Source organism: Streptomyces sp. NPDC102406, assembly GCF_044765725.1.
Lineage (GTDB): Bacteria > Actinomycetota > Actinomycetes > Streptomycetales > Streptomycetaceae > Streptomyces.
On the sequence record NZ_JBIWKP010000007.1, the window covers coordinates 335,010 to 358,784 of the forward strand.

Sequence of the window (23,775 nt, forward strand, 5' to 3'; positions counted from 1 at the left end):
TTCACCGCAGGAGGACGCCCGCGCCCTCCCCCACGCTCTCCGACGGCACCGTCACCAGGCCCGGCTCCGCCGCCGACGCGAGGAGACGGTGGGTGGGCAGGATGCGGACCGTGTAGCCGTAGGGGCCCGTGCGGTCCAGGGAGAGGGGACCCTCGTAGGACCAGCGGCCCTCCTCGTCGGGGCCCGCGACCGGCTTCAGCGGGACCGTGGTGGCCTCCGCGATGCTGTCCTCGGCGTCCACGCGACCGGCCACCGCCTGCACCTCGACGTCGTCGGGGCCGAGGTCGCCGAGGGCCACCCGGACATGCAGGGAGAGCGTCGCACCGAGCTCCGCCGACGGCGCTCCCGCCTCGACGTGGTCGACCGCGACGCGCGGCCACGCCCCGCGGACCCGGGACTTCCAGACGGCAAGCTCCCGGGCCGCGTCCGGGGTGAGCGCCCGGTCGGCGCGGGCCGCGGGCGCGTACAGCCGCTCGACGTACTCGCGGACCATCCGGCCGGCCAGGACCTTCGGGCCGAGGTGCGTGAGCGTCTGGCGGACCATCTCGATCCAGCGGTCGGGCAGCCCCTCGGGACCGCGCTCGTAGAAGCGGGGCGCCACCCGGCGCTCCAGCAGGTCGTAGAGCGCCGCCGCCTCCAGGTCGTCGCGGCGGTGCTCGTCGGTCGCCGTACCGTCGGCGGTGGGGATCGCCCAGCCGAAGTCCGGCTCGAACCACTCGTCCCACCAGCCGTCCAGGACCGACAGGTTGAGGCAGCCGTTGAGCGCCGCCTTCATCCCGGACGTGCCGCACGCCTCCAGCGGGCGCAGCGGATTGTTCAGCCAGATGTCGCAGCCCGGGTAGAGCTTCTGCGCCATCGCCATGCCGTAGTCGGGCAGGAACACGATGCGGTGGCGCACGCGCGGGTCGTCGGTGAAGCGGACCAGTTCCTGCACGAGCCGCTTGCCGCCGTCGTCGGCCGGATGCGCCTTGCCCGCGACCACGATCTGCACGGGCCGCTCCTCGTCGAGCAGCAGCCGCATCAGCCGGTCCGGGTCGCGCAGCATCAGCGTGAGCCGCTTGTAGGAGGGGACGCGGCGGGCGAAGCCGATCGTCAGGACGTCCGGGTCGAGGACGCCGTCGATCCAGCCGAGTTCGGCGCCGCCCGCGCCGCGCTGGCGCCAGGACGCCGCGAGCCGGGACCGCACCTCGTCCACCAACTGGCCGCGCAGCTCGCGGCGCAGCTCCCAGATGTCCCGGTCGGGGATCTCGCCGACCGCGTCCCAGCGGTCCGAGCCGCCCACCGACAGGGCGTCCTCGGTGCGCCGTTCACCGATCTGGCGGGCGCCGAGCCGCAGCACCTCGGGGGCCACCCAGGTCGGCGCGTGCACCCCGTTCGTCACGGAGGTGATCGGCACCTCCTCGGGGTCGAAGCCCGGCCAGAGCCCGGAGAACATACGGCGGCTGACCGCGCCGTGCAGCGTGGAGACGCCGTTGGCGCGCTGGGCGAGCCTGAGCCCCATCACGGCCATGTTGAAGACGTTCGGGTCGCCGCCGGGGTACGTCTCCATGCCGAGGCCGAGGATGCGCTCCACGTCGACGGCGGGGAGTTCGGCGGCGGCGCCGAAGTGCCGGGCGACCAGTTCGCGGTCGAAGCGGTCGATGCCGGCCGGGACGGGGGTGTGCGTGGTGAAGACGGTGCCGGCCCGGACCGCTTCGAGCGCCGCGTCGAAGTCGAGCCCCTGCCCGGCCAGCTCGGCGATGCGCTCGACGCCGAGGAACCCCGCGTGCCCCTCGTTGGTGTGGAAGACCTCGGGGGCGGCGTGCCCGGTGAGACGGCAGTACGTGCGCACGGCCCGGACCCCGCCGATGCCGAGCAGCATCTCCTGGAGCAGCCGGTGCTCGCTGCCGCCCCCGTACAGCCGGTCGGTCACCTCGCGCTCGTGCGCGCCGTTCTCCTCGACGTCGGAGTCCAGCATCAGCAGCGGCACGCGGCCGACCTGCGCCTGCCAGACGCGGGCGAGCAGCCGGCGCCCGCCGGGCAGCGCGATCGCGATGTGCGCGGGGGTGCCGTCCGGTTCGCGCAGCAGGGACAGCGGCAGTTCGTTGGGGTCGATGACGGGATAGGTCTCCTGCTGCCAGCCGTCCCGGGACAGCGACTGCCGGAAGTAACCGTGCCGGTACAGCAGCCCTACGCCGATGAGGGGTACCCCGAGGTCGCTCGCGGCCTTGAGGTGGTCGCCGGCGAGGATGCCGAGGCCGCCCGAGTACTGCGGCAGCGCGGCGGTGATGCCGAACTCGGGCGAGAAGTAGGCGACGGCGGCCGGCAGGTCGCTCTGCCGGTCCTGGGTCTGGTACCAGCGGTCGTCCCGGAGGTAGCCGCGCAGATCGTCGGCGACCGCGCGGAGCGTGGCGAGGAAGCCCTCGTCGGCGGCGAGCTCGGCGAGCCGGGTCGAGGTGACGCTGCCGAGCAGCCGCATCGGGTCGCCGCCCGAGGCGGCCCAGTGCTCCGGGTCGACGGTGGCGAACAGGTCACGGGTACCGGCATGCCATGACCAGCGCAGATTGCGGGCCAGGTCGTGGAGCGGAGCGAGTGGTTCGGGCAGGACCGGGCGGACGGTGAAACGACGGATGGCCTTCACAGTTCCCCTTTCGCGCGTGCAGCGGGGGCGTCGGCGGTCGGGCGTGTCCGGGCGCGTCCGGGCGCGTCCGGGCGCGCCGCGGCGGGACGCACCCCGTCGTACGTCCCGGTGTTCCTCCATGACGGTAATGGTCCACGGCGCCGCGGGCCACGGCGCACGGAACCGGCCGCGCCGCGCGGGCGTGGAAGACTGACGGAACACGTGGGAGCGGCAAGGGACTTGGGGGGCACGCGATGCCGGAGCGGTTGCGCGAGTCGTCTCCGCGAACCGTGGGACCGTACGTGACGCTGGCCCGGCTCGGGGCGGGCGGCATGGGCGAGGTCTTCCTGGCCCGCCCGGAGCGCCTGGCCGCCGGGTACGGTCCCGACGACCTGGTCGCCGTGAAGGTCATCCGCAACGAGGCGGCGCGCGACGAGGCGTATCTGCGGCGCTTCCGGCGCGAGGCGGCGGTCGCGGCGGCGGTGACGAGCCCGAACGTGGCGCGCCTGGTCGCCGGCTCGGTCGACGGGGACGCCGGGACGATGTGGCTGGCGACCGAGTACGTGGGCGGTCCGACGCTCGGCCAGGCCGTCGGCCGGCACGGCCCGCTGCCCGCCGGGGCCGTGGCCCGGCTCGGCGAGGGCATGGCCCGCGCCCTGTCCGCGGTGCACGCGGCGGGCGCCCTGCACCGCGACCTGAAGCCCGCCAACGTGCTGCTCGGCGCGGACGGCCCCAAGGTCATCGACTTCGGGGTGGCACGGCTGCGCGCGGCGACGACCCTGACCTCGACGGGCCGCATGGTCGGCACCCCCGCCTACATGTCGCCGGAGCACATCGCCGGTGGCCGGCACGTGGTGGCGGCCTCCGACGTGTTCTGTCTGGCCTCGGTGCTGGCGTACGCGGCGACGGGTGTCGACCTGTTCGGCGAGGGGCCTCTCGCGGCCGTGCTGTTCCGGGTGGCGCAGGCCGAACCGCCGCTCGACGCGGTGCCCGGCGCGCTGCGGCCCCTGCTCGCCGCGTGTCTGGCGAAGGAGCCGGGGGCCCGGCCCGGCGCGGACGAGCTCGTGGAGCGGTTCGCCGCCCTGCGGCCGGGGTTCGGCGGGCCCGGCGACGCCTGGCCCGAGCCCGTCACCCGCGCCGTCGCCGACGCCGACCGCGAGGTCCGGCGGCTCTGTGCGACGGGGGCGCCGCTGCTGCCGCTCCCGCCCGCGCCCCCGCAGCCCGCCGGGCCCGGGCTCGGCGCCGGGACCCTGGCCCCACACCAGTTCCCGACGATGGGCCCGACACCGCCGCCCGCCGCGCCGCCCGCCGCGCCCCGCCGGGGGCGGGCCCGGGCGCTCGCGGTGGTCGCGGCGCTGGCCGTCGCGGGTGCGGGCGTCGGTGTGTTCCTGGCCCTGCGCGGACAGGACGGCGGGGACGAGGCGGGCGCGGGCGGCGTCACCGCGGCGCCGGGGCCGACGACCACGCTCGACCCGGCGCAGCTCAGGGCCCGGGCGGGCGTGGACGCGGCCGGGCTCAACGACCGCAGCGGTTACGTCCCGCAGTTCCCCGCCCAGCGCGCCGACGGCTGGAGACCGTGGACCGGGCGCCTCGGGCACGCCCCGATGGGCTGCTCGGCCGACACCCGCGCGGTCGTCTGCCTGCGGACCGACGGCACGTACCAGGCGCTCTCGGCCACCGACGGGCATCCCCTGTGGACGTCGCGCGGCGCGCCCGGCGCGTCCGGTGACGTCGAGGAGGCGTACATCGGCCCGAGCGGCACCCTCTTCATGCCCGGTGACGCCGTCGCGCCGCAGAGCAGGGGCGGCCGGACCGCCGTCGCCTCCCACGGTGAGCTGCGCCTGCTCGACTCCGGCACGGGACGCGTCCGGTGGAAGGCCGAACCGCCGCCGGGCCGCGGGCAGTTCAGCGCGCCCGCGCTGCTCACCGACGACACGGTGATCGCCACCGTCGGCGGTGTCTCCCTGGCGGCGGAACCGGCGGGCGCGTCCTTGCGCGCGTACGACATCGAGGACGGTTCGGTCCGCTGGGACCTGCCGCTCGCCGGCGCGGCGCGGGGGCAGAGCGACGACTACCGGTTCGGGGCCCGCGCCCTGGTCGACGGCGTGGTCTACGCGCAGACGCCCGAGGGGATCTCGGCGGTCGACGCCCGCGACGGCGACGTACTGGGCCGTGCCGCCGTGTCGGCGCCCGGTGGCTGCCGCCTGGTGACCTCGGGCGGGGGCACGATCCGGTGCACGACCGCCGAGCAGATACCGCCCGGCGACGACGGCATCGCGCGCGCCACGGTGCGCGTCGACCGGTTCGCCCCGCGCACCCTGACGCCCGCGGGGCACTCCACGTATCCACCGGACGAGGCGCACGCCGACCCCACGCGGGTCGGGCCGTCCGCGACCGGCGGCACGCTGTCCCTCGCCTACGAGACCGCCTCGGACGCGGTCGTCGTCACCGACCAGCGCAGTGGCCGGCGGACCGGGTCGGTCAAGGTCCCCCACGAGGGGCCGGGCGTCTCGGCGGCCCTCCTCGTCGACGGCCGCGCCGTGTTCGCCGACAACCACGCCCTGTACCTGCTGCCGGTCGACGCGTCCGGCCGGCCGGGGAAGCTCCGCTCCGTGCCGCTGCCGAAGGCGCCGGGCGACCGCGGCGAGCCGCAGCCGGACCAGAACGGGACCGTCCTGCGGGACCGGCTGCACAGCCCGCAGGTGCTGCTGCTCGGCGGCGTCGCCCACATCGTCTTCGACCAGGGGGCGGTCACCTCGGTCGCCCTCCCCGACTCCTGAGGTGCCGTGATGCCGACCCCGCTCCTTGGCCCGGTACGACGCGTCGGACCGTACCGGCTGCTCGGCCGGATCGGCGCGGGCGGCATGGGCGAGGTGTTCCTGGCACAGCGCGAGGCCGCCGGAGGTGTGGTGGCGGGCCCGCTGGTCGCGGTGAAGACGGTGCGCGGCGACCTCGACCCGGACGGGCAGTTCCGTGTCCGCTTCCGTCGTGAGATCGCGGCGGCGCGCGCCGTGACCGGGCCGTGCACGGCGGCCCTGGTCGACGGGGACGCGGACGCCGAACTCCCCTGGCTGGCGACGGAGTACGTGGCCGGGCCCGCGCTCTCCGAGGCGGTGGCCCGGTGCGGCCCGCTGCCGGTGCCCGCCGTCCGGGCACTCGGCGCCGGGCTGGCCGGGGCGCTGACCGCGGTGCACGGGGCTCGCGTCCTGCACCGCGACCTGAAACCCGCCAACGTGCTGCTCGCTGCGGACGGCCCGCGCCTGATCGACTTCGGGATCGCGCAGGCATTCGATGCCACCGCGCTGACCGCGACCGGCCTGTTCCTCGGGACGCCGGGCTATATGTCACCCGAGCATCTGACCGGCAGCCACGCGGTGTCGGCGGCCTCGGACGTGTTCTGCCTGGGCGCCGTGCTGTGCTGCGCGGCGACGGGCCGGGGCCCCTTCGACGACGAGGAGCCGGCGTCGGTCCTGTACCGCATCGCGTCCGGTGCGGCGGACCTCTCCGCGCTGCCGCCGCCGCTGCGCGACGTGGTGACCCGCTGCCTCGACCCCGATCCCGCGGCACGCCCGACGGCACCCGCGCTGGCCGCGGAGCTGACCGGCGCCGGTGACCCGTCCTGGTCCTGGCCCGCGTCCTACCTCTCCCTGATCGCCGAGCACCGCGAGGCCGTCCTGCGGTGTGAACAGGCGGCGGGCACGGTGCGGCTGGCGGACGCGGCGACGACGGCGGGCACCGCGCCGCCCGCGCTCGTCGTGCCGCCCTCCCCGACCGCCCCCGGGGCCCGGCAGGACGCCCCGCCGCCCCCGGTGCGGGCGGCGCGGGACACCCGGCGCCGGTGGCCCTGGCTCGCCGCGGTCGCGGCGCTGGTCACCGCGGTCGCCGTCACCGTGGCGGTGCTCCTGCCCGAGGGGACGCCCGCGGCCCGCACCCCGGGCGCCGCGGACGGGAGTCCGGCGGCGAAGGCGAAGGTGTCAGGGCCGGTGGCGGTGCCGGACGCCGACGCCGCGCACAGCGGTGAGTTCACGGCGGCGGCGCTCGACAGGAAGCGGCGCCCCACCGGCTGGCGGCCCTGGGCCCGGCGCGTCGAGGGCGCCGGACAGACCGGGGGCTGCACGGCGGGCGCGGGGCTGCTGGTCTGCGGTGACGGGCACGGCGCCGCCCGCGCCCTCGACCTGGCCACCGGCAGGGAGAAGTGGCGTACGAAGGGCTTCGACGCGACGCGGACGGCCGACGACCTGTACCCGCGGACGCGCTCCGGAGACCCGGCCATCGCACCCGTGACGGACGGCACGCTGATCTACGTGCCCGCGCGGGCGGGCATCGTCGCGGTGGAGGCGGCCACGGGCCGGGCCCGGTGGTGGTACCAGCGGACGAGCTTCACCGGCCTGCTCGGGCTCACCTACGCCGACGGCCGCCTCTACGTGGCGCGCATCGAGGACACGGCCGTCGACGCCTCCCGCCTCGTCGAGGTGCAGGTCCTGCGGGCGAGCGACGGACAGCAGCAGTGGCTGGCCGACATCCCCGACGTCCGCGGGCCGCTGGTCGTCCGCGGGCGCACGGTGTACATGGCGTCGGCCGCGGGCGGGGTCGTCGCCCTGGACACGGGCGCCGCCCCGGCCCGGTCGCGGACCAGCGGCGGCGCCCTCGACTGCGCCGGGCTCCTCGCCCACGACGACGCCCTGCTGTGCTGGTCGCCCCGGCGCCGCGGCATCACCGTGCTCGACCCGGCCACGCTGACCGTGCGCCGCACGCTGGCGACTTCGGTGACGCCCGCCGCGCCCCCGCTCGTCGGCGACCGCGGCGTCCTGCTGGTCCGGTCCGCCGACGACCGCCTCCACGGCTACGACTGGCGCACCGGGGCACGTATGTGGGCGGCCACGGCCCCGCGGGCGACCGGCGCCCTCGCGCTCGCCGGGAGGCGGCTCGTCGCGGTGGGCCGCAGGGAGGTACGGACCGTGGACGTCACCGACGGCGCCACCGTGGGCTCCGTGGACCTGCCCGCCCCGTCGGGCCTCCGACTCGGCACGGGCCCGCTCGCCGAGCCGCTGGTCCTGGGCGGCGGGCTCTACCTCACCACCCACACCGGCGTGACGGGCTCGGTCGGCGTGTCCGGCTAGGGCCTGTCCTCAAACTGGGCCCTAGACGCCCCTGCCCACGGTCACGAACACGCCGCGCACCGTGTTCCCGTCCGCCTGCCGCCACTCGGCGCTGATGTGTCCCGGCGTCCCGGGCGCGGCCTCGCCCGGCTCCAGCACGCGGACGATCTCGGGCGTTCCGGTGGCATCGGCGTCGAGCCGGGCGTGCACCGACGGGTCGAGCGCGCCGTCGACGCTCTGCGCGTGGGCGGGCACCTCGCCCTTGAGCAGCGCCGTCAGTTGGGCGCGCGACACCGGGTCCTGGGCGCCGTCGTAGACCCAGCGCTCACCGAGCACCCCGTGCACGAGGGTGCCGACGAGCGCGCCCCGCGGCGCGTCGGGCAGCGGGGCGCCGCGGTAGGTCAGGGGGGCGAGGTACGTCACCGGCCGCCCGCCCGAGCCGTCCGTGACGGCCAGGAACTCGATGCCCACCTCGCCGGCCGGGTCGTCGAGCCGGAAGCCGCCCGCCTTGGTCAGCTCCGGGGTCCCCGACCCCTCGTACCAGGGCTGTCCGGGGAGCCAGTCGGTGAGGAGTTCGAGCTTGGTGGGCTTGAGGGTGGTGTGGTGAATGATCGACATGCGAAAAGGCTCGCACGCTCCGGTGCGGGCGGCCCGCGCCGAAACGCGCGCGCGTCCCCCGCAGGCGATATGGCCGGTTCCGCCCCCTCGTACGTCCTTGTGACACTTCACACCGCACGAGAGGCTGCCAAGCGGCGCGCCAGAGCGTCGAGTTGGGGAGGGGGCTCATTCATGGCAGTGACCGTGCCGGTGAGACGGCTGCGGCGGACGCGCCGGGCCGCCGGGCTCACCGCGATCGCCACGGCCGCGGTGGTCTCGGCCGTCACGCTGCCCGCCCATGCCGCCCCCGCCCAGGGCCGCGTGCTCGGAGCCGGTGGACCCGGCGCCGTGGCGGGCAGTTACCTCGTGACGCTGAAGGGGGGAACGAGCGCTCCGTCCGAGGCGGGCAAGGGACTCGCCGCCCGGTACGGGGCGGAAATACGCCATACCTACAGCAAGGCGCTCAACGGGTACGCGGTGCGGGTCGACGCGGTGGGCGCCGCGCGGCTCGCGGCCGATCCGGCCGTGACCTCCGTCGCGCAGGACACGCGGGTCGCGTTCGAGCGCACCCGGCGCCCCCAGCCCTCCTGGGGTCTCGACCGCCTCGACCAGGACGACCTGCCGCTCGACGCCTCGTACGGCTGGCCGCGGTCGGCGGGCGCCGGGGCGACCGTGTACGTCATCGACACGGGTCTGCGCATCAGCCACCGGGACTTCGGCGGGCGGGCCTCCTACGGCTGGGACTTCGTGCAGGACGACGCCGTCGCGCAGGACGGCAACGGGCACGGCACGCACGTGGCCGGCACCGCCGTGGGCGCGCGCCTCGGCGTCGCGAAGAAGGCGGACGTGGTCGCGGTACGGGTCCTCGACGACGCGGGCACGGGCACCACGGCCCAGGTCGTCGCGGGCATCGACTGGGTGACCAGGAACGCGCGGCGACCGGCGGTGGCCAACATGAGCCTGGGCGGATTCGCCAACGCGCAACTCGACAAGGCGGTGCGCAACTCCATCGCGTCCGGAGTCACTTACACAGTGGCGGCGGGCAACGACGGTCTCCCCGCGGTCCTTTACTCCCCCGCCCGGATCAAACAGGCCGTGACGGTCGGCGCGACAGATCCGGAGGACAGGCGTGCAAGTTTCTCCAACTGGGGTACTCGGGTCGACCTGTTCGCACCCGGGGTGGACATCACGTCCGCGTCGTACGCCGGCGACACCGCGAAGGCCACCGCCTCCGGTACGTCGATGGCGTCGCCGCACGCCGCGGGTGCGGCCGCGTTGTACCTCGCCGACCATCCCTCGGCCACGCCCGCGGAGGTGGGCGAGGCGCTGGTCGACCGGGCCGTGCCGGGACGGGTGAGCGGCGAAGGAGCCGGCTCGCCGGACAAGCTGTTGCAGGTCGAAAGGCCATAGGCGGAAGGGGAGTTCATGCGCCGGTCCCGGCCGTCGGATCGGGGCGGATCGCGTGTGCGCCCTTACGCGCGAGTAGTTAACAAAGCGCCGGATTGCCCGCCCGGAGAGCGTGGAAGGCTCCCCCCGTACGCATTTATGCACCATCGCACGGCCCCCTCCCCGAACGTCGTCTCCGCAACCCCCGATCCCCGCGGACAGGAGCGGTCATGCCCGCACAGCGCCCTTCTCCGACGCCCTCAGGCACCACACCTCCAGGCACGACGCCGCCAGGTGGGACGCCCGCGGGCACGACGCCCCCGGGCAGGACGCCACCACCCGGCGAACCGACAGCCCCCGCGAAGGTGCCGCAGCCGCGACGCACCCGCGCGAAGGGGGCCGCCACCTCCGGCGCGGCGAAGAAGCCCACGGCCAAGAAGCCCGCGGCGCCGAAGACACCGGCCCGGCGCAAGGCCGCACCCGTGGCCGCACCGGTCCGGGCCACCATCGGTCGTATACCCGTCCGCGACGTGCGTCCGGTCGTCGACCACGGGCGCCGCCCGGCCAAGGCCGTCGTCGGTGAGACGTTCCAGGTCACCGCCACCGTCTTCCGTGAGGGCCATGACGCCGTCGCCGCCAACGTGGTCCTGCGCGGCCCCGACGGGACGCCGGGACCCTGGACCCCGATGCGGGAACTCGCTCCGGGCACCGACCGCTGGGGCGCCGAGGTGACCCCGGACGCCGTGGGCGCCTGGACGTTCGCCGTGGAGGCCTGGAGCGATCCGGTGGCCACATGGCGGCACGCGGCGCGGATCAAGATTCCGGCGGGGATCGACACCGAACTCGTCCTGGAGGAGGGCGCCGCGCTGCACGAACGCGCCGCGTCGGGCCTACCGGAACCGCTGCAAGAAACGGTTCTTCAGGCCGCCGCCGCGCTGCGCGACGCCCAGCGGCCCGCCGCCACCCGACTCGCCGCCGCGCTCACCCCCGACGTCGACGCGGCCCTCTCCCGGCATCCGCTCCGCGAACTGGTCACCAGCTCCGCCGAGTTGCCTCTCCTCGTCGAGCGCGAGCGGGCGCTGTACGGGGCCTGGTACGAGTTCTTCCCGCGCTCGGAGGGCGCCGTCGTGAAGGAGGGGGAGCCGCCGGTGAGCGGTACCTTCGCCACCGCCGCGCGACGGCTGCCCGCGATCGCCGCGATGGGCTTCGACGTCGTCTACCTGCCGCCGATCCACCCCATCGGCACCACGTTCCGCAAGGGGCCGGACAACAGCCTCTCCCCCGGTCCCCACGATGTCGGGGTGCCCTGGGCGATCGGCTCGGCGGAAGGTGGCCACGACGCGATCCACCCCGACCTCGGCACCCTTGAGGACTTCGACCGGTTCGTCGCCGCCGCCCGGGACGAAGGCCTGGAGATCGCCCTCGACTTCGCGTTGCAGTGCTCGCCCGACCACCCGTGGGTGGAGAAGCACCCCGAGTGGTTCCACCACCGGCCCGACGGTTCGATCGCCTACGCCGAGAACCCGCCGAAGAAGTACCAGGACATTTACCCGATCGCCTTCGACCAGGATCTGCCGGGTCTGGTCGCGGAGACGACGCGGGTGCTGCGCCACTGGATGGCGCACGGGGTGCGTATCTTCCGCGTCGACAACCCGCACACGAAACCGGTCGTGTTCTGGGAGCAGGTGATCGCGGAGATCGGCCGCACCGACCCCGACGTGATCTTCCTGGCCGAGGCGTTCACCCGCCCGGCGATGATGCGGACGCTGGCGGAGATCGGCTTCCAGCAGTCGTACACGTACTTCACCTGGCGCAATACGAAAGAGGAAATCACCGAATACGTTCAGGAGTTGGCAGGCGAGTCGGCGGCCGTCATGCGCCCCAACTTCTTCGTCAACACCCCTGACATCCTCCATGAATTCCTTCAGCACGGCGGCCGTCCCGCCTTCGAACTGCGCGCGGTGCTCGCCGCGACGCTTTCGCCGTCCTGGGGTGTCTACAGCGGATACGAACTCTGTGAAAACACACCGCTACGGCCCGGTAGCGAGGAGTATCTGCATTCCGAGAAGTACGAACTGCGGCCGCGGGACTGGGAGTCGGCGCAGCGCGAGGGGCGGACGATCGCCCCGCTGATCACCGCGTTGAACGACATCCGGCGCCGCAGTCCTGCCCTGCGCGGACTGCGCAACGTGCACTTCCATCACGCCGACAAGGACGAGGTGCTCGTGTACTCGAAACACTCCGGTTCGAACACGGTTCTGGTGGTCGTGAACCTCGATCCTCACCACACCCAGGAGGCGACCGTCTCATTGGACATGCCGCGACTAGGGCTCGGCTGGCACGAGTCGGTCCCGGTGCGCGACGAGCTCACCGGCGCCACCCATCACTGGGGCAGGTCGAATTACGTGCGCCTCGAACCGGGCCGCGAGCCCGCGCACATCCTCACCGTCCTGCGACCGACCACGCCGCGATGAATTCTCTGGAAAAGGGATTCGGAGGGTCACCCACACCATGATCATGAATGAGCCTGTCCCGGACACCTTCGAGGACACCCCTGCCAAGGACCGGGACCCCGACTGGTTCAAGCGTGCCGTCTTCTACGAGGTGCTCGTCCGCTCGTTCCAGGACAGCAACGGCGACGGTGTCGGTGACCTCAAGGGCATCACGGCGAAGCTGGACTACCTGCAATGGCTCGGGGTCGACTGCCTCTGGCTCCCCCCGTTCTTCAAGTCTCCCCTGCGGGACGGCGGTTACGACGTCTCCGACTACACGTCGGTGCTCCCCGAGTTCGGCGACCTCGCCGACTTCGTGGAGTTCGTGGACGCGGCGCACCAGCGCGGCATGCGGGTCATCATCGACTTCGTCATGAACCACACGAGCGACCAGCACGAGTGGTTCCAGCAGTCCCGCTCCGACCCGGACGGCCCCTACGGCGACTACTACGTCTGGGCCGACGACGACAAGCAGTACCAGGACGCCCGGATCATCTTCGTCGACACCGAGGCCTCCAACTGGACCTTCGACCCGATCCGCAAGCAGTACTTCTGGCACCGCTTCTTCTCCCACCAGCCGGACCTGAACTACGAGAACCCGGCCGTGCAGGAGGAGATCCTCGCCGCGCTGCGCTTCTGGCTGGACCTCGGTATCGACGGGTTCCGCCTCGACGCGGTGCCCTACCTGTATGCCGAGGAGGGCACCAACTGCGAGAACCTGCCCGCCACGCACCAGTTCCTCAAACGGGTCCGCAAGGAGATCGACGCCCAGTACCCCGACGTGGTGATCCTCGCCGAGGCGAACCAGTGGCCGGAGGACGTCGTCGACTACTTCGGGGACTTCCCCTCGGGCGGCGACGAGTGCCACATGGCGTTCCATTTCCCCGTGATGCCGCGCATCTTCATGGCGGTGCGCCGCGAGTCCCGTTACCCGGTCTCGGAGATCCTGGCCAAGACCCCGGCGATACCCTCCGGCTGCCAGTGGGGCATCTTCCTGCGCAACCACGACGAGTTGACCCTGGAGATGGTCACCGACGAGGAACGCGACTACATGTACGCGGAGTACGCCAAGGACCCGCGGATGCGCGCGAACATCGGCATCCGCCGCCGTCTGGCCCCGCTCCTCGACAACGACCGCAACCAGATCGAACTCTTCACCGCCCTGCTGCTCTCCCTGCCGGGCTCGCCGATCCTCTACTACGGCGACGAGATCGGCATGGGCGACAACATCTGGCTCGGCGACCGCGACGCGGTCCGCACCCCGATGCAGTGGACCCCGGACCGCAACGCCGGTTTCTCCTCCTGCGACCCGGGCCGCCTCTCCCTGCCCACGATCATGGACCCGGTCTACGGCTACCAGGTCACCAACGTCGAGGCGTCGATGTCGTCGCCGTCGTCGCTGCTGCACTGGACGCGCCGGATGATCGAGATCCGCAAGCAGAACCCGGCGTTCGGCCTGGGCTCGTACACCGAACTGCCCTCCTCCAACCCGGCCGTGCTCGCCTTCCTGCGCGAGTACAAGGACGACCTGGTGCTGTGCGTCCACAACTTCTCCCGCTTCGCGCAGCCCACCGAACTCGACCTCCAGGCGTTCGACGGCCGGCACCCGGTGGAGCTGATCGGCGGTGTCCGGTTCCCGGCCATCGGCGAACTGCCCTACCTCCTCACCCTCGCGGGCCACGGCTTCTACTGGTTCCGGCTGCGCAAGGACTGACCCGCACACCCCACGGCGCGGGGCGGAAGAATCCGTTCCCCCGGTTTCCCTCCCCGCGCCCTGGGAACTCGCCCCGCATATCCGGCACGTCCCATTTCTGGACACCATCTCGGCACCCGGGACCCGTTCGCACCGCCCGACGCGCGCCGGGGGAAGGACGCGACGCCATGTCGGAAATCGCAGCCCGGCCCGCCACCTCGACGGCGAGCCGCACCGAGCTGCTCATGTCCCTGGAGCCCCTGCTGCGGGAGTGGCTGCCGCGGCAGCGCTGGTTCGCGGGGAAGGGCCGCCCGGTCACCGAGCTGACTCTCGACTCCGTCAGCCGCCTGCGGCCCGACGACGCCCTGCTGCACCTGCTGCTGCGCGCCCACCAGCCCCCGGCGGACGAAGGCCCCGGCGACTGCTACCAACTCCTCATCGGCACGACCGACGCCCTGCCGCCGCACCTCGCGCCCGCCGCGATCGGCCACATGACGCAGGGCCCCCTGGCCGGGCGCACCGCGTACGAGGCGCTGCACGATCCCCGCCAGACCTCCGTGCTGCTGGAGCGCCTGCGGCTGCCCGGCACCCTCGAAGGGCTGCGGTTCCAGCGCGCCCCGTACGGCCGCATACCGGACGACCTGGCGCCCCACCCGCTGCTGGCCGAGCAGTCCAACTCCTCGGTCGTCTACGGCGACGCGCTGATAGCCAAGGTGTTCCGCCGGGTCCTGCCGGGCACCAACCCCGACCTCGAACTCCCGCTCGCCCTGGCCCGCGAGGGCTGTGACCGGGTGCCCGCCCCCGTCGCCTGGTACGAGACGGCCGACGGCGAGACCACCCTCGGCGTGCTCCAGCCCTACCTCAAGGGCGCCGCCGACGGCTGGGACCTGGCCCTCGGCCACCTCGCCAAACAGGAGGACTTCACCCGCGAGGCCCACGAGCTGGGCCGCGCGACGGCCGAGGTGCACACCGCCCTGGCGCGGGCCCTGCCCACCGTCACGTACACCCGCGCGCAGACCGAGCGGCTGGCCGCGACGATGACCGACCGCCTGGAGACGACGGCCCAGCAGGTGCCCGCGCTCCTGCCCTACGTCCCCCGGCTGCGCACCGCGTTCGAAGCGCTCGCCGACCTGGCGGGCGAGGGCCGCACCTGGCGGGCCCAGCGCGTCCACGGCGACCTGCACCTGGGCCAGTGCCTGCGTGACCCGTCGGGCTTCTGGCGGCTCATCGACTTCGAGGGCGAACCGTCCCGCCCGCTCGCCGAGCGCCGCATGCCGCACCCGCCGCACCGCGACATCGCCGGCATGCTCCGCTCCTTCGACTACGCCGCCCGCACCCACCGCCCGTGGAACCCGGCCTGGTCCGACTCCTGCCGGTCCGCGTACTGCGTCGGCTACGCGGCCGGCTCCGGCTGGGACCCGCGCACCGACCCGGTCCTGCTCCGCGCCTACGAGACGGACAAGGCGGTCTACGAGGCCCTGTACGAGGCCCGGCACCGCCCGGACTGGCTCCCCGTACCGATGGCGGCGCTGGAGCGGCTGGCCGAGTCGGGCTAGGACCTGGCCGCACGTGCCCGCCCGACCGCGGCCCGCCCCGACGATCCCGCACCGCCGCACCACCCGAACCCGGCAGACGCGAAGGCCACCCGAGGAGGCCCACCCCGTGACCCGCCGTCCCACCACCACCGCCGCGCCCGTCCCCCCGGACGACCGGAACCGACTGCTCACCGCCACCCACCACGACCCGCACGGAGTGCTGGGCGCCCACCCGGCCGACGGCGGCACCGCCTTCCGCGCGTGGCGCCCCTACGCCGAGCAGGTCACGGTCACCACCCCCGAGGGCCTGCGTACCGAGCTGCACGACGACGGCGACGGCTTCTTCTCCGCACTGCTGCCGCCCCACGACCCGCCGTCCCGGTACGAACTGGAGATCACCTACGGCGACACCACCCAGCACATAGCGGACGCGTACTCCCTGCTGCCCGCCCTCGGCGACCTCGACCTGCACCTCATCGGCGAGGGCCGCCACGAGCAACTGTGGACGGCGCTCGGCGCCCGCCCGATGGAGCACCAGGGAATCGCGGGCACCCGCTTCACGGTCTGGGCACCCAACGCCCGGGGCGTCCGGGTCGTCGGCGGCTTCAACTTCTGGGACGGCGCCGCCCACAGCATGCGCTCCCTCGGCTCCTCCGGGATCTGGGAGCTGTTCGTCCCGGGCGTCGGCGAGGGCGAACTGTACAAGTACCGGATCACCCGCCAGGACGGCAGCACGACCATGCGCGCCGACCCGCTCGCCACCCGCACCGAGACACCCCCGGCCAACTCGTCGGTCGTCCACGTCTCCCGGCACACCTGGCACGACGACGCCTGGCTGCGCTCACGCGCCGAACGCCCCGCCCACGAGGCGCCCTTCTCCGTCTACGAGGTCCACCTGCCGTCCTGGCGCCCCGGCCTCACCTACCGGCAGCTCGCCGACGAACTCCCCGCGTACGTCCGCGACCTGGGCTTCACCCACGTGGAGCTGATGCCGGTCGCCGAGCACCCCTTCGGCGGCTCCTGGGGCTACCAGGTCACCGGCTTCTACGCGCCCACGGCCCGCCTCGGCACCCCGGACGACTTCAAGTATCTGGTCGACGCCCTGCACCAGGCGGGCATCGGCGTCCTCATGGACTGGGTCCCCGCGCACTTCCCGCGCGACGACTGGGCGCTCGCCGAGTTCGACGGGCGCCCCCTGTACGAGCACGAGGACCCGCTGCGCGCGGCCCACCCCGACTGGGGCACCCTGGAATTCGACTACGGGCGCAAGGAGGTCCGCAACTTCCTCGTGGCGAACGCCCTGTACTGGTGCGAGGAGTTCCACATCGACGGCCTGCGCGTCGATGCCGTCGCCTCCATGCTCTACCTCGACTACTCGCGCGAGGAGGGCCAGTGGACGCCGAACGAGCACGGCGGCCGTGAGAACCTCGACGCGGTCGCGTTCCTCCAGGAGATGAACGCCACCCTGTACCGGCGCGTCCCCGGCGTCGTCACCATCGCCGAGGAGTCCACCGCCTGGGACGGCGTGACCCGGGCGACGCACCACGTCGGACCGGGCGGTTTCGGCGGTCTCGGGTTCGGCCTGAAGTGGAACATGGGCTGGATGCACGACTCGCTCGACTACCTCGCGCACGAGTCGGTGCACCGCAAGTACCACCACCACGAGATGACGTTCTCGATGGTGTACGCGTACAGCGAGAACTACGTGCTGCCGATCTCCCACGACGAGGTCGTCCACGGCAAGAAGTCCCTGGTCTCCAAGATGCCGGGCGACTGGTGGCAGCAGCGCGCCACCCACCGCGCCTACCTGGGCTTCATGTGGGCCCACCCCGGCAAGCAACTCCTCTTCATGGGACAGGAGTTCGCCCAGGGCGCCGAGTGGTCGGAGACGCGCGGACCCGACTGGTGGCTGCTCGACCCGGCGTACGACGCCGAGCCCGACCACCGCGGCGTCCTCGACGTCACCCGCGACCTGAACACCGTCTACCGCGAGACACCCGCCCTGTGGGAACGCGACACCCACCCCTCGGGGTTCTCCTGGGTGACCGGCGACGCGGCGGAGGACAACGTCTTCGCGTTCCTGCGCCACGCCGCCGACGGCACGCCCCTGCTCTGCGTCTCCAACTTCTCGCCCGTGGTACGCCCCGACTACCGACTCGGCGTCCCCGCCGACATCCCGGCCTGGCACGAGATCCTCAACACCGACGCCGCCCGCTACGGCGGCAGCGGCGTCGGCAACCCCGAGCCGGTGAAACCGGACGACGTGGGCGCCCACGGCCGCCCGGCGAGCATCGCTCTGACCCTGCCGCCGCTGGCGACCGTGTGGTTCAAGCCTGCCTGAGGCGGGTGGCGGGCGTTTCGCCCGCCCGGCCTCAGGCCTGCCGCGGTGCGAGCCCCGCCAGCGAGTCGGGCAGACCGCCCGGGCCGTGCACGACGCCGAGCGTCTGCGTGGCCCGGGTCAGCGCCACATACAGGTCGCTCACCCCGAACTCCGCCGGCTCCACCACCAGCACCCGGTCGAACTCCAGCCCCTTCGCCTGGCGCGGGTCCAGCAGGACCAGGTGCCGGGTGAGATCCGGCTCGGCCCCGGCCACCACGTCCGGCAGCCGTGCGGCCAGCGCCGCGTGCAGCCTGCGCGGCGCGATCAGCGCGAGCCGCCCCTCCCGCGGGGTCTCGGCCGCCGCGACCTCCGCCACGGCCTGCGCCACGTCTCCCGTCACCGCCAGCCGCCAGGGACGTACGCCCGTCGAGCGGACCGACGACGGCGGCTCGTACTCCGGGTGCGCGGCGCGCAGCACGGTCGCCGCGACGTCCATGATCTCCGACGGCGTCCGGTAGTTGACCCCGAGCCGCGTGTGCTCGAACCGGTCCTCGACGTACGGCGCGAGGATCTTGTCCCACGCGCCGACCCCGGCCTCCTCCGCCGTCTGCGCCGGGTCCCCGACCAGCGTCATCGACCGCGTCGGCGAGCGCCGCATCAGCAGCCGCCACGCCATCGGCGACAGCTCCTGCGCCTCGTCGACGATGATGTGCCCGAACGCCCACGTCCGGTCCGCCGCGGCCCGCTCCGCCGCACTGCGGTGATCCTCCTCGTCGTACCAGTCCGCGACCCGCTCCGCGTCGACGATGTCGTGCGCCGCCAGCACCTCCGACTCGTCCTCGTCCTCGAACTCGTACGTCTCCGAGCCCCTGGACAGATCGAGCACACCCTGCGCGTACGCGATCCGCTCCTGCCGCGCCGCCTCGGCCGCGGCCCGCTCCGCGGCGTCGTCGTACCCGATCAACTCGGCGGCCTCGTCCAGCAGCGGCACGTCCGCGGGCGTCCAGTCCGCCGGTCCCGTCACCGGCCTGCGGATCGCCTGCGCGTCCTCGTCCGCCAGGTGCACCGGCTCGGCCAGATAGTCCGCGACGAACCCCTCCGCGGTCAGCGTCGGCCACAGCTCCTCGATGGCGGCATGCACCTCCGCGCTCGCCGCGATCCCCTTGCCGAGCTGCGCCAGGTCGTCCGGGCCGAGGAAGTTCGGCCCGCCGTACGGGTCGGCGCCGATCCGCTCCGCGAGCTGCTGGGTCAGCGCGTCGAGGATCCGGAACGCGAAGTGCGGCCGGGCCAGGTTGTGCGGCAGCAGCGTGTCCCGCGCCGCCTGCCGCGCCTCGTACGCGATCTCCCAGTCGATCACCAGGTCCCCGTCGTCGTGCGGGATCACCGACGGCGCGCCGGGCTCGGGCAGTTGCTGCCGGTCCCGGACCGCGAGCGCCAGCGCCTCCGCCATCCGCTCCGCGCCCTTCACCGCCGCCGCCCGCGGGGTGTCCACCGCCGTCGCGCGCACCCCGGGGAACAGCTCCCCCACCGTCGCGAGCAGCACGCCCGTCTCGCCGAGCGCGGGCAGCACCTCCGAGATGTACGACAGGAACGCCGGGTTCGGGCCGACGATCAGCACCGCCCGCTTCGCCAGCAGCTCCCGGTGCTCGTAGAGCAGGAACGCGGCCCGGTGCAGCGCCACCGCCGTCTTCCCCGTACCCGGGCCGCCCTCCACGACGAGCACCCCGCGGTGGTCGTGCCGGATGATCCGGTCCTGCTCCGCCTGGATCGTCTGCACGATGTCGTTCATCCGGCCGGTCCGCGCCGAGTTCAGCGCGGCGAGCAGCACCGCGTCTCCGCTCGGGTCCTCGAAACCCGTGCGCTCGTCGTCGCCGAGATCAAGAATCTCGTCATGCAGTTCGGTGACCGTACGGCCCTCTGTCGTCAGATGCCTGCGCCGCCGCAGGCCCATCGGCGTATGGCCCGTCGCGAGATAGAAGGGGCGCGCCACCGGCGCCCTCCAGTCGATCAGAATCGGCGTACGCTCGGTGTCGTCGTCACGAATTCCGATACGCCCGATGTGATGCGTCACGCCGTCCGTGAGATCGATACGGCCGAAGCAGAGCGAACCGTCCACCGCATTCAGCGCGGCGAGCAGACCCGAGCGCTCCACGACCAGCAGGTCGCGTTCGAGCCGGGCCTGCTGGCCGGTGCCGACGGGCGTCAGGGCGTCCGTGACCGACTCCGCGGCGACGCCGCGCAGCGCGTCGACCCGCGCGTAGAGCCGGTCGATGAATTCCTGTTCCTTTTGCAGTTCTTTCTGCGGTGCGGCGGATTCCCGGCTTGACAAAACTGCTCCCTGCCCGGTACGGTGTGTTTAGTTGGCCCCCGGTGAGGGGCCTTTTCTGTGGGCACACAGAAACACCGAATATACCCCGGGCAGGGGGTAATTCCAACCGCGGTGACTTCACCTCTCAGAGCGTTTGTGCCAATTCCTCCAGCAGTCGGCGCTTGGGCCGGGCGCCCACCCGCGACCACACCGGCTCGCCGCCCTTGAAGACCATCAGCGTCGGCATCGACAGCACCCCGTACCTCACCGCCGTCTCCGGATTCGCGTCCACGTCGATGGCCACGACGTCGAGGCGCTCGCGCTCCTCCTCCGCGATCGACTTGAGCACCGGGGCCAGTTGTCTGCACGGCCCGCACCAGTCGGCCGTGAACTCCACCAGCACCGGGCGTCCTGACTTCAGCACCTGCTCGTCGAAGTCCGCGTCTGTCACGTCCCGCATGGCTATCTCTCCTCCGGATCCGGATGGGGCAGGCTTGTGTGGGGTTCCTGGCGTGCGCCGAGTTCGCAGCGGGGCGCCGTGTCCTGCGCGGACAGCTCCGCGACCGCCCGCTCCGCGCGGTGCAGTTGCTCCCCGACCTTCTCCCGCACCGCGGTCAACTCGGCTATCAGCGCGTCCAGTTCGGAGAGCTTGTTGCGGTACACGGTCAGGGATGCCGGGCAGCGATCACCCTCCGGATGGCCCGCGCGCAGGCACTCCACGAACGGGCGGGTCTCCTCCAGGTCGAACCCGAAGTCCTGGAGCGTGCGGATCTGCCGCAGCGCCCGCAGATCCGCCTCGTCGTAGGTCCGGTATCCGTTGCCTCCGCGCCGGGCGGGCAGCAGCCCGCGCGACTCGTAGTACCTGAGCGTCCGCGTCGTCGTTCCGGCGCGGTTCGCGAGCTCTCCGATGCGCATGCCCATGACGGTAGACCTTGACGCTGACGTCAAGGCCAGCGCTGTGCGCTTCGCTGTGCGCTGTGCGGGGTGCGCGTGCGGGTGCGCTTCGCTGTGCGCTTGAAGGGAGGGTGGCCGTCTGGGGTGCGTTGGCGGGTTTCCGTCTCGATCCGACAGGTGTGTGGGTGGGTACGGGGCCGCCCGGGGTATGTCCGTGCTCGCCATCTTGATGGCCTCGCCGGTTGCTTCGGGCTCCGCTACCGCGTGTTGCTGTGCTGCGCGCGCACATACCCCGACCGGCCCCTCCCGTCTCGTACGCCTCTGAACGCCGGAGGCTTACGACAACGCGGACTCTCGCTCCTTCGCGTCGTCGCTGCTCTCGGCATCGGGGGCTGTCCGGTCCTTGTTCGGCAGCAGAACGGCCACGAGCACCGTGCCCACGCCGAGGATCACGGCCCCCACGACGCTGGTGTGCGCCACCGCGTCGGCGAACGAGGAGCCGACGGAGTGCGCCATCTTCTGCGCTCCGTCCGCGAGTTGACCGGCCTGTTCCTTGAGCTGTGCCGCCTGTCGCGGGTCCGACGCTCCGGCCGCCTGCTCGGCGAGCTTGTGGGCCTGCGCCCCGATCCGCTGGGCCACCGCGTACCCGGCGCCGACCGAGTCCTGTGCCGTCGACAGCGCGTCCCCCGGCAGCTTGGTACCGGAGGCGGCGTCGGACAGGTGCGAGGAGTACGAACCGGCCAGGACGGAGCCAAGGATGGCGATGCCGAGGGAGCCGCCCAGTTCGAGGGACGTGTCGTTGACCGCGCCGCCGACGCCGAGTTCGGCCTCCGGGAAGGCGCCCATGATCGCGTCCGTGCACGGCGAGAGCGCCAGCCCGATCGCCAGACCCAGGATCACCAGGGGCAGGACGAAGTCGCCGTACGTCGACGCCGCGTCCACCCGCGTCAGCAGGGCGAGCGCCGCCGTGCCACCGACCATGCCGGCCGTCACCGTGATCCGCATGCCGATGCGGGGCGTGAGGTAGCCGGTGACCGCCGAGCCCACGAAGACCGCTCCGGCCAGCGGCAGCATACGTACGCCCGTCTCCCACGCGTCGTAGCCGAGGACGAACTGCAGGTGCTGGGTGAGGTAGTAGAAGGCGCCGAACACGGCCAGGAAGAAGAGGGCGACGGCCAGGTTCGACCCCGCGAACCGCCGGTTCGCGAACCGGCGCACGTCGAGCACCGGGCGCGGGTGCCGCAGTTCCCACAGCACGAACGCCAGCAGCGCCACCCCGGCCACCACCGCGGCCGTGACCGCCTTGACGCCCCAGCCGAAGTGCGGACCCTCGATGATCATGTAGACGAGCGAGCCGACCCAGATCACCGAGAGCAACCCGCCGACATAGTCGATCCGGCTGTGGTGCCCTGCCTTGGACGGCGGTACGAGGACGAGCGCGCCGACGATCGCGACGGCGGCCACGGGCACGTTGATCAGGAACGTGGACGCCCAGCCGTGGTCGCGCAGCAGCGCCCCGGCGACCAACGGGCCCGCGGCGATGGCCAGCCCGGCCGTCGCCGTCCACAGCACGATCGCCTTGGCGCGTTCGGCCCGCGGGAAGGTGGCCGCGAGCAGCGACAACGTGGCCGGCATGATCATCGCGGCGCCGATCCCCATGACGGCGCGGGCGGCGATCACCCCGGTGGAACTGTCGACGAGCGACCCGGCGACGGCCCCGCCGCCGAACACGACGAGCCCGAGGATCAGGGCCCCACGCCGGCTGTACTTGTCGCCGATCGCGCCGAGCAGCAGCATCAGCGCGGCGTACGGGACGGTGTAGCCGTCGATGACCCACTGGAGATCGGCGCTGGAGAGCCCCAGGTCCTGGGTCATGTCCGGGGCCGCGACCGTGAGCGCCGTATTGGCCATCACGATGATCAACAGGCTCAGGCAGAGTACGAGCAGTGCCCACCAGCGGCGGGCGTACGGCCGGTCCATCGAGGCGACCGGCTCGTTCATGACGAGGCGCATGACGCGAAGACCCTCCAGACTTTCTTACACAGTGATGTGCAATTACACAGTGGTGTGCAATCTAGGTCATTGCACAGACTTGTGCAAAATGGCTGCTTGGGGTGGGGTGAGCGGGTGTCTGGAGCGCCGTGGGGGCGTGCACAATGAACCCGTGACTTCTGTACGGGCCGACGCCAACCGCCGCCGCATCCTCGACGTCGCGCTCGCCGAGCTGCTGCGCGATCCCGAGGCGTCCATGGATCAGCTCGCCCGCGCCGCGGGCGTGGTGCGCCGCACGGTGTACGGGCATTTCCCGAGCCGGGACGCGTTGGTCGCCGCCCTGGTGGACGACGCGGCGCAGGCTGTCGCGGAGGCCCATCGGGCGGGCCGCGAGGGTGTCGACGACCCGGCCGAGGCGGTGGCCCGTTCGATTCTGGCGATCTGGCCGATCGCCGACCGTTACCGTCTCCTGGTCCACCTCGCACAGCGCAGTGTCACGATGGAGGGCATCAGGGCTCGGCTGGCGCCGGTGCGCGCGGTCTGCACCGAACTCATCCAGCAGGGCCTGGAAAAGGGCGAGTTCACTTCCCCACTACCGGCGGAAGCGCTCGCCTATGTTCACGAGCAGGTGCTGTTCGGTCTGATGGAGGCCGTCAATGACGGCGTCCTTCCGGCTGAGGACGCGGGCCGTGCGGCAGTTGTCGCGGTCCTGGCGTCGGCTGGCTATCCCCCGGCGGACGCGGAGCGCCTGGCGGAATCCGCCTGAAACGCAGAAAACCCCCGCCCGGTATCCCCGGACGGGGGTTCTCTGTTTATCAAAATTAGTTCGGCGGCGTCCTACTCTCCCACAGGGTCCCCCC

Annotated in this window: 14 protein-coding genes; 8 read left to right on the forward strand and 6 right to left on the reverse strand. The window is 72.9% G+C overall.

Annotated features, from left to right (window positions below; all coding sequences use genetic code 11):
- Position 1 precedes the first annotated feature (1 nt).
- On the reverse strand, positions 2 to 2,620 hold the full coding sequence (gene glgP / locus ACIRF8_RS27415) for an alpha-glucan family phosphorylase (RefSeq protein WP_404218741.1): 2,619 nt from the start codon (positions 2,618 to 2,620) through the stop codon (positions 2 to 4).
- Between the two features lie 269 nt (positions 2,621 to 2,889).
- On the opposite strand from glgP, the gene ACIRF8_RS27420 reads away from it, so the two are divergent.
- Both ACIRF8_RS27420 and ACIRF8_RS27425 read left to right on the forward strand, forming a co-directional pair.
- A complete protein-coding gene (locus ACIRF8_RS27420; protein WP_404218743.1) occupies positions 2,890 to 5,379 on the forward strand; it encodes a protein kinase in 2,490 nt (829 codons plus the stop codon).
- A 9-nt stretch (positions 5,380 to 5,388) separates the two neighbouring features.
- Entirely contained in the window at positions 5,389 to 7,719 is a 2,331-nt protein-coding gene (locus ACIRF8_RS27425; RefSeq protein ID WP_404218745.1) for a PQQ-binding-like beta-propeller repeat protein, read from the forward strand.
- 21 nt (positions 7,720 to 7,740) lie between these two features.
- On the opposite strand, the gene ACIRF8_RS27430 is transcribed toward ACIRF8_RS27425, so the two are convergent.
- On the reverse strand, positions 7,741 to 8,316 hold the full coding sequence (locus ACIRF8_RS27430; RefSeq protein WP_404218747.1) for a 1,4-alpha-glucan branching protein: 576 nt from the start codon (positions 8,314 to 8,316) through the stop codon (positions 7,741 to 7,743).
- A 171-nt stretch (positions 8,317 to 8,487) separates the two neighbouring features.
- Between ACIRF8_RS27430 and ACIRF8_RS27435 the strand changes: the two genes are divergently transcribed.
- From ACIRF8_RS27435 to glgB, 5 genes are all read left to right on the forward strand, one after another.
- A complete protein-coding gene (locus ACIRF8_RS27435; protein ID WP_404218750.1) occupies positions 8,488 to 9,705 on the forward strand; it encodes a S8 family peptidase in 1,218 nt (405 codons plus the stop codon).
- A 206-nt stretch (positions 9,706 to 9,911) separates the two neighbouring features.
- Positions 9,912 to 12,155 carry a maltotransferase domain-containing protein gene (locus ACIRF8_RS27440; RefSeq protein WP_404218752.1) on the forward strand — a complete coding sequence of 748 codons (2,244 nt, stop codon included), beginning with the start codon at positions 9,912 to 9,914 and terminating at the stop codon, positions 12,153 to 12,155.
- Between the two features lie 37 nt (positions 12,156 to 12,192).
- Positions 12,193 to 13,887, forward strand: coding sequence for a maltose alpha-D-glucosyltransferase (gene treS, locus ACIRF8_RS27445; RefSeq protein WP_404218754.1), 1,695 nt, complete (start codon positions 12,193 to 12,195; stop codon positions 13,885 to 13,887).
- A gap of 167 nt (positions 13,888 to 14,054) precedes the next feature.
- On the forward strand, positions 14,055 to 15,422 hold the full coding sequence (locus ACIRF8_RS27450) for a phosphotransferase (protein WP_404218756.1): 1,368 nt from the start codon (positions 14,055 to 14,057) through the stop codon (positions 15,420 to 15,422).
- 13 nt (positions 15,423 to 15,435) lie between these two features.
- Complete coding sequence (gene glgB, locus ACIRF8_RS27455) at positions 15,436 to 17,742, forward strand: 1,4-alpha-glucan branching enzyme (protein WP_404218758.1); 2,307 nt, start codon at positions 15,436 to 15,438, stop codon at positions 17,740 to 17,742.
- 31 nt (positions 17,743 to 17,773) lie between these two features.
- Here the strand turns inward: glgB and ACIRF8_RS27460 are convergent, their stop codons facing one another.
- From ACIRF8_RS27460 to ACIRF8_RS27475, 4 genes are all read right to left on the reverse strand, one after another.
- Positions 17,774 to 20,014: a HelD family protein gene (locus ACIRF8_RS27460; RefSeq protein ID WP_404218818.1), complete on the reverse strand. Its 2,241-nt coding sequence runs from the start codon at positions 20,012 to 20,014 to the stop codon at positions 17,774 to 17,776.
- 160 nt (positions 20,015 to 20,174) lie between these two features.
- Complete coding sequence (trxA, locus tag ACIRF8_RS27465) at positions 20,175 to 20,489, reverse strand: thioredoxin (RefSeq protein ID WP_404218760.1); 315 nt, start codon at positions 20,487 to 20,489, stop codon at positions 20,175 to 20,177.
- 2 nt (positions 20,490 to 20,491) lie between these two features.
- The gene (locus tag ACIRF8_RS27470; protein WP_404218762.1) at positions 20,492 to 20,944 is read right to left on the reverse strand and encodes a MerR family transcriptional regulator; all 453 of its coding nucleotides are present in this window, start codon (positions 20,942 to 20,944) and stop codon (positions 20,492 to 20,494) included.
- Between the two features lie 315 nt (positions 20,945 to 21,259).
- Positions 21,260 to 22,936, reverse strand: coding sequence for an MFS transporter (locus tag ACIRF8_RS27475; protein WP_404218764.1), 1,677 nt, complete (start codon positions 22,934 to 22,936; stop codon positions 21,260 to 21,262).
- Positions 22,937 to 23,087: 151 nt separating this feature from the next.
- Between ACIRF8_RS27475 and ACIRF8_RS27480 the strand changes: the two genes are divergently transcribed.
- Complete coding sequence (locus ACIRF8_RS27480; RefSeq protein WP_404218766.1) at positions 23,088 to 23,681, forward strand: TetR/AcrR family transcriptional regulator; 594 nt, start codon at positions 23,088 to 23,090, stop codon at positions 23,679 to 23,681.
- Positions 23,682 to 23,775 lie beyond the last annotated feature (94 nt).

Bases quoted from the DNA above. Each gene is read 5' to 3' on its own strand.
- trxA (WP_404218760.1), bottom strand. From the start codon at position 20,489: ATGCGGGACGTGACAGACGCGGACTTCGACGAGCAGGTGCTGAAGTCA.
- ACIRF8_RS27425 (WP_404218745.1), top strand. From the start codon at position 5,389: ATGCCGACCCCGCTCCTTGGCCCGGTACGACGCGTCGGACCGTACCGG.
- treS (WP_404218754.1), top strand. From the start codon at position 12,193: ATGATCATGAATGAGCCTGTCCCGGACACCTTCGAGGACACCCCTGCC.
- ACIRF8_RS27435 (WP_404218750.1), top strand. From the start codon at position 8,488: ATGGCAGTGACCGTGCCGGTGAGACGGCTGCGGCGGACGCGCCGGGCC.
- ACIRF8_RS27440 (WP_404218752.1), top strand. From the start codon at position 9,912: ATGCCCGCACAGCGCCCTTCTCCGACGCCCTCAGGCACCACACCTCCA.
- ACIRF8_RS27430 (WP_404218747.1), bottom strand. From the start codon at position 8,316: ATGTCGATCATTCACCACACCACCCTCAAGCCCACCAAGCTCGAACTC.
- ACIRF8_RS27470 (WP_404218762.1), bottom strand. From the start codon at position 20,944: ATGCGCATCGGAGAGCTCGCGAACCGCGCCGGAACGACGACGCGGACG.
- ACIRF8_RS27475 (WP_404218764.1), bottom strand. From the start codon at position 22,936: ATGCGCCTCGTCATGAACGAGCCGGTCGCCTCGATGGACCGGCCGTAC.
- ACIRF8_RS27450 (WP_404218756.1), top strand. From the start codon at position 14,055: ATGTCGGAAATCGCAGCCCGGCCCGCCACCTCGACGGCGAGCCGCACC.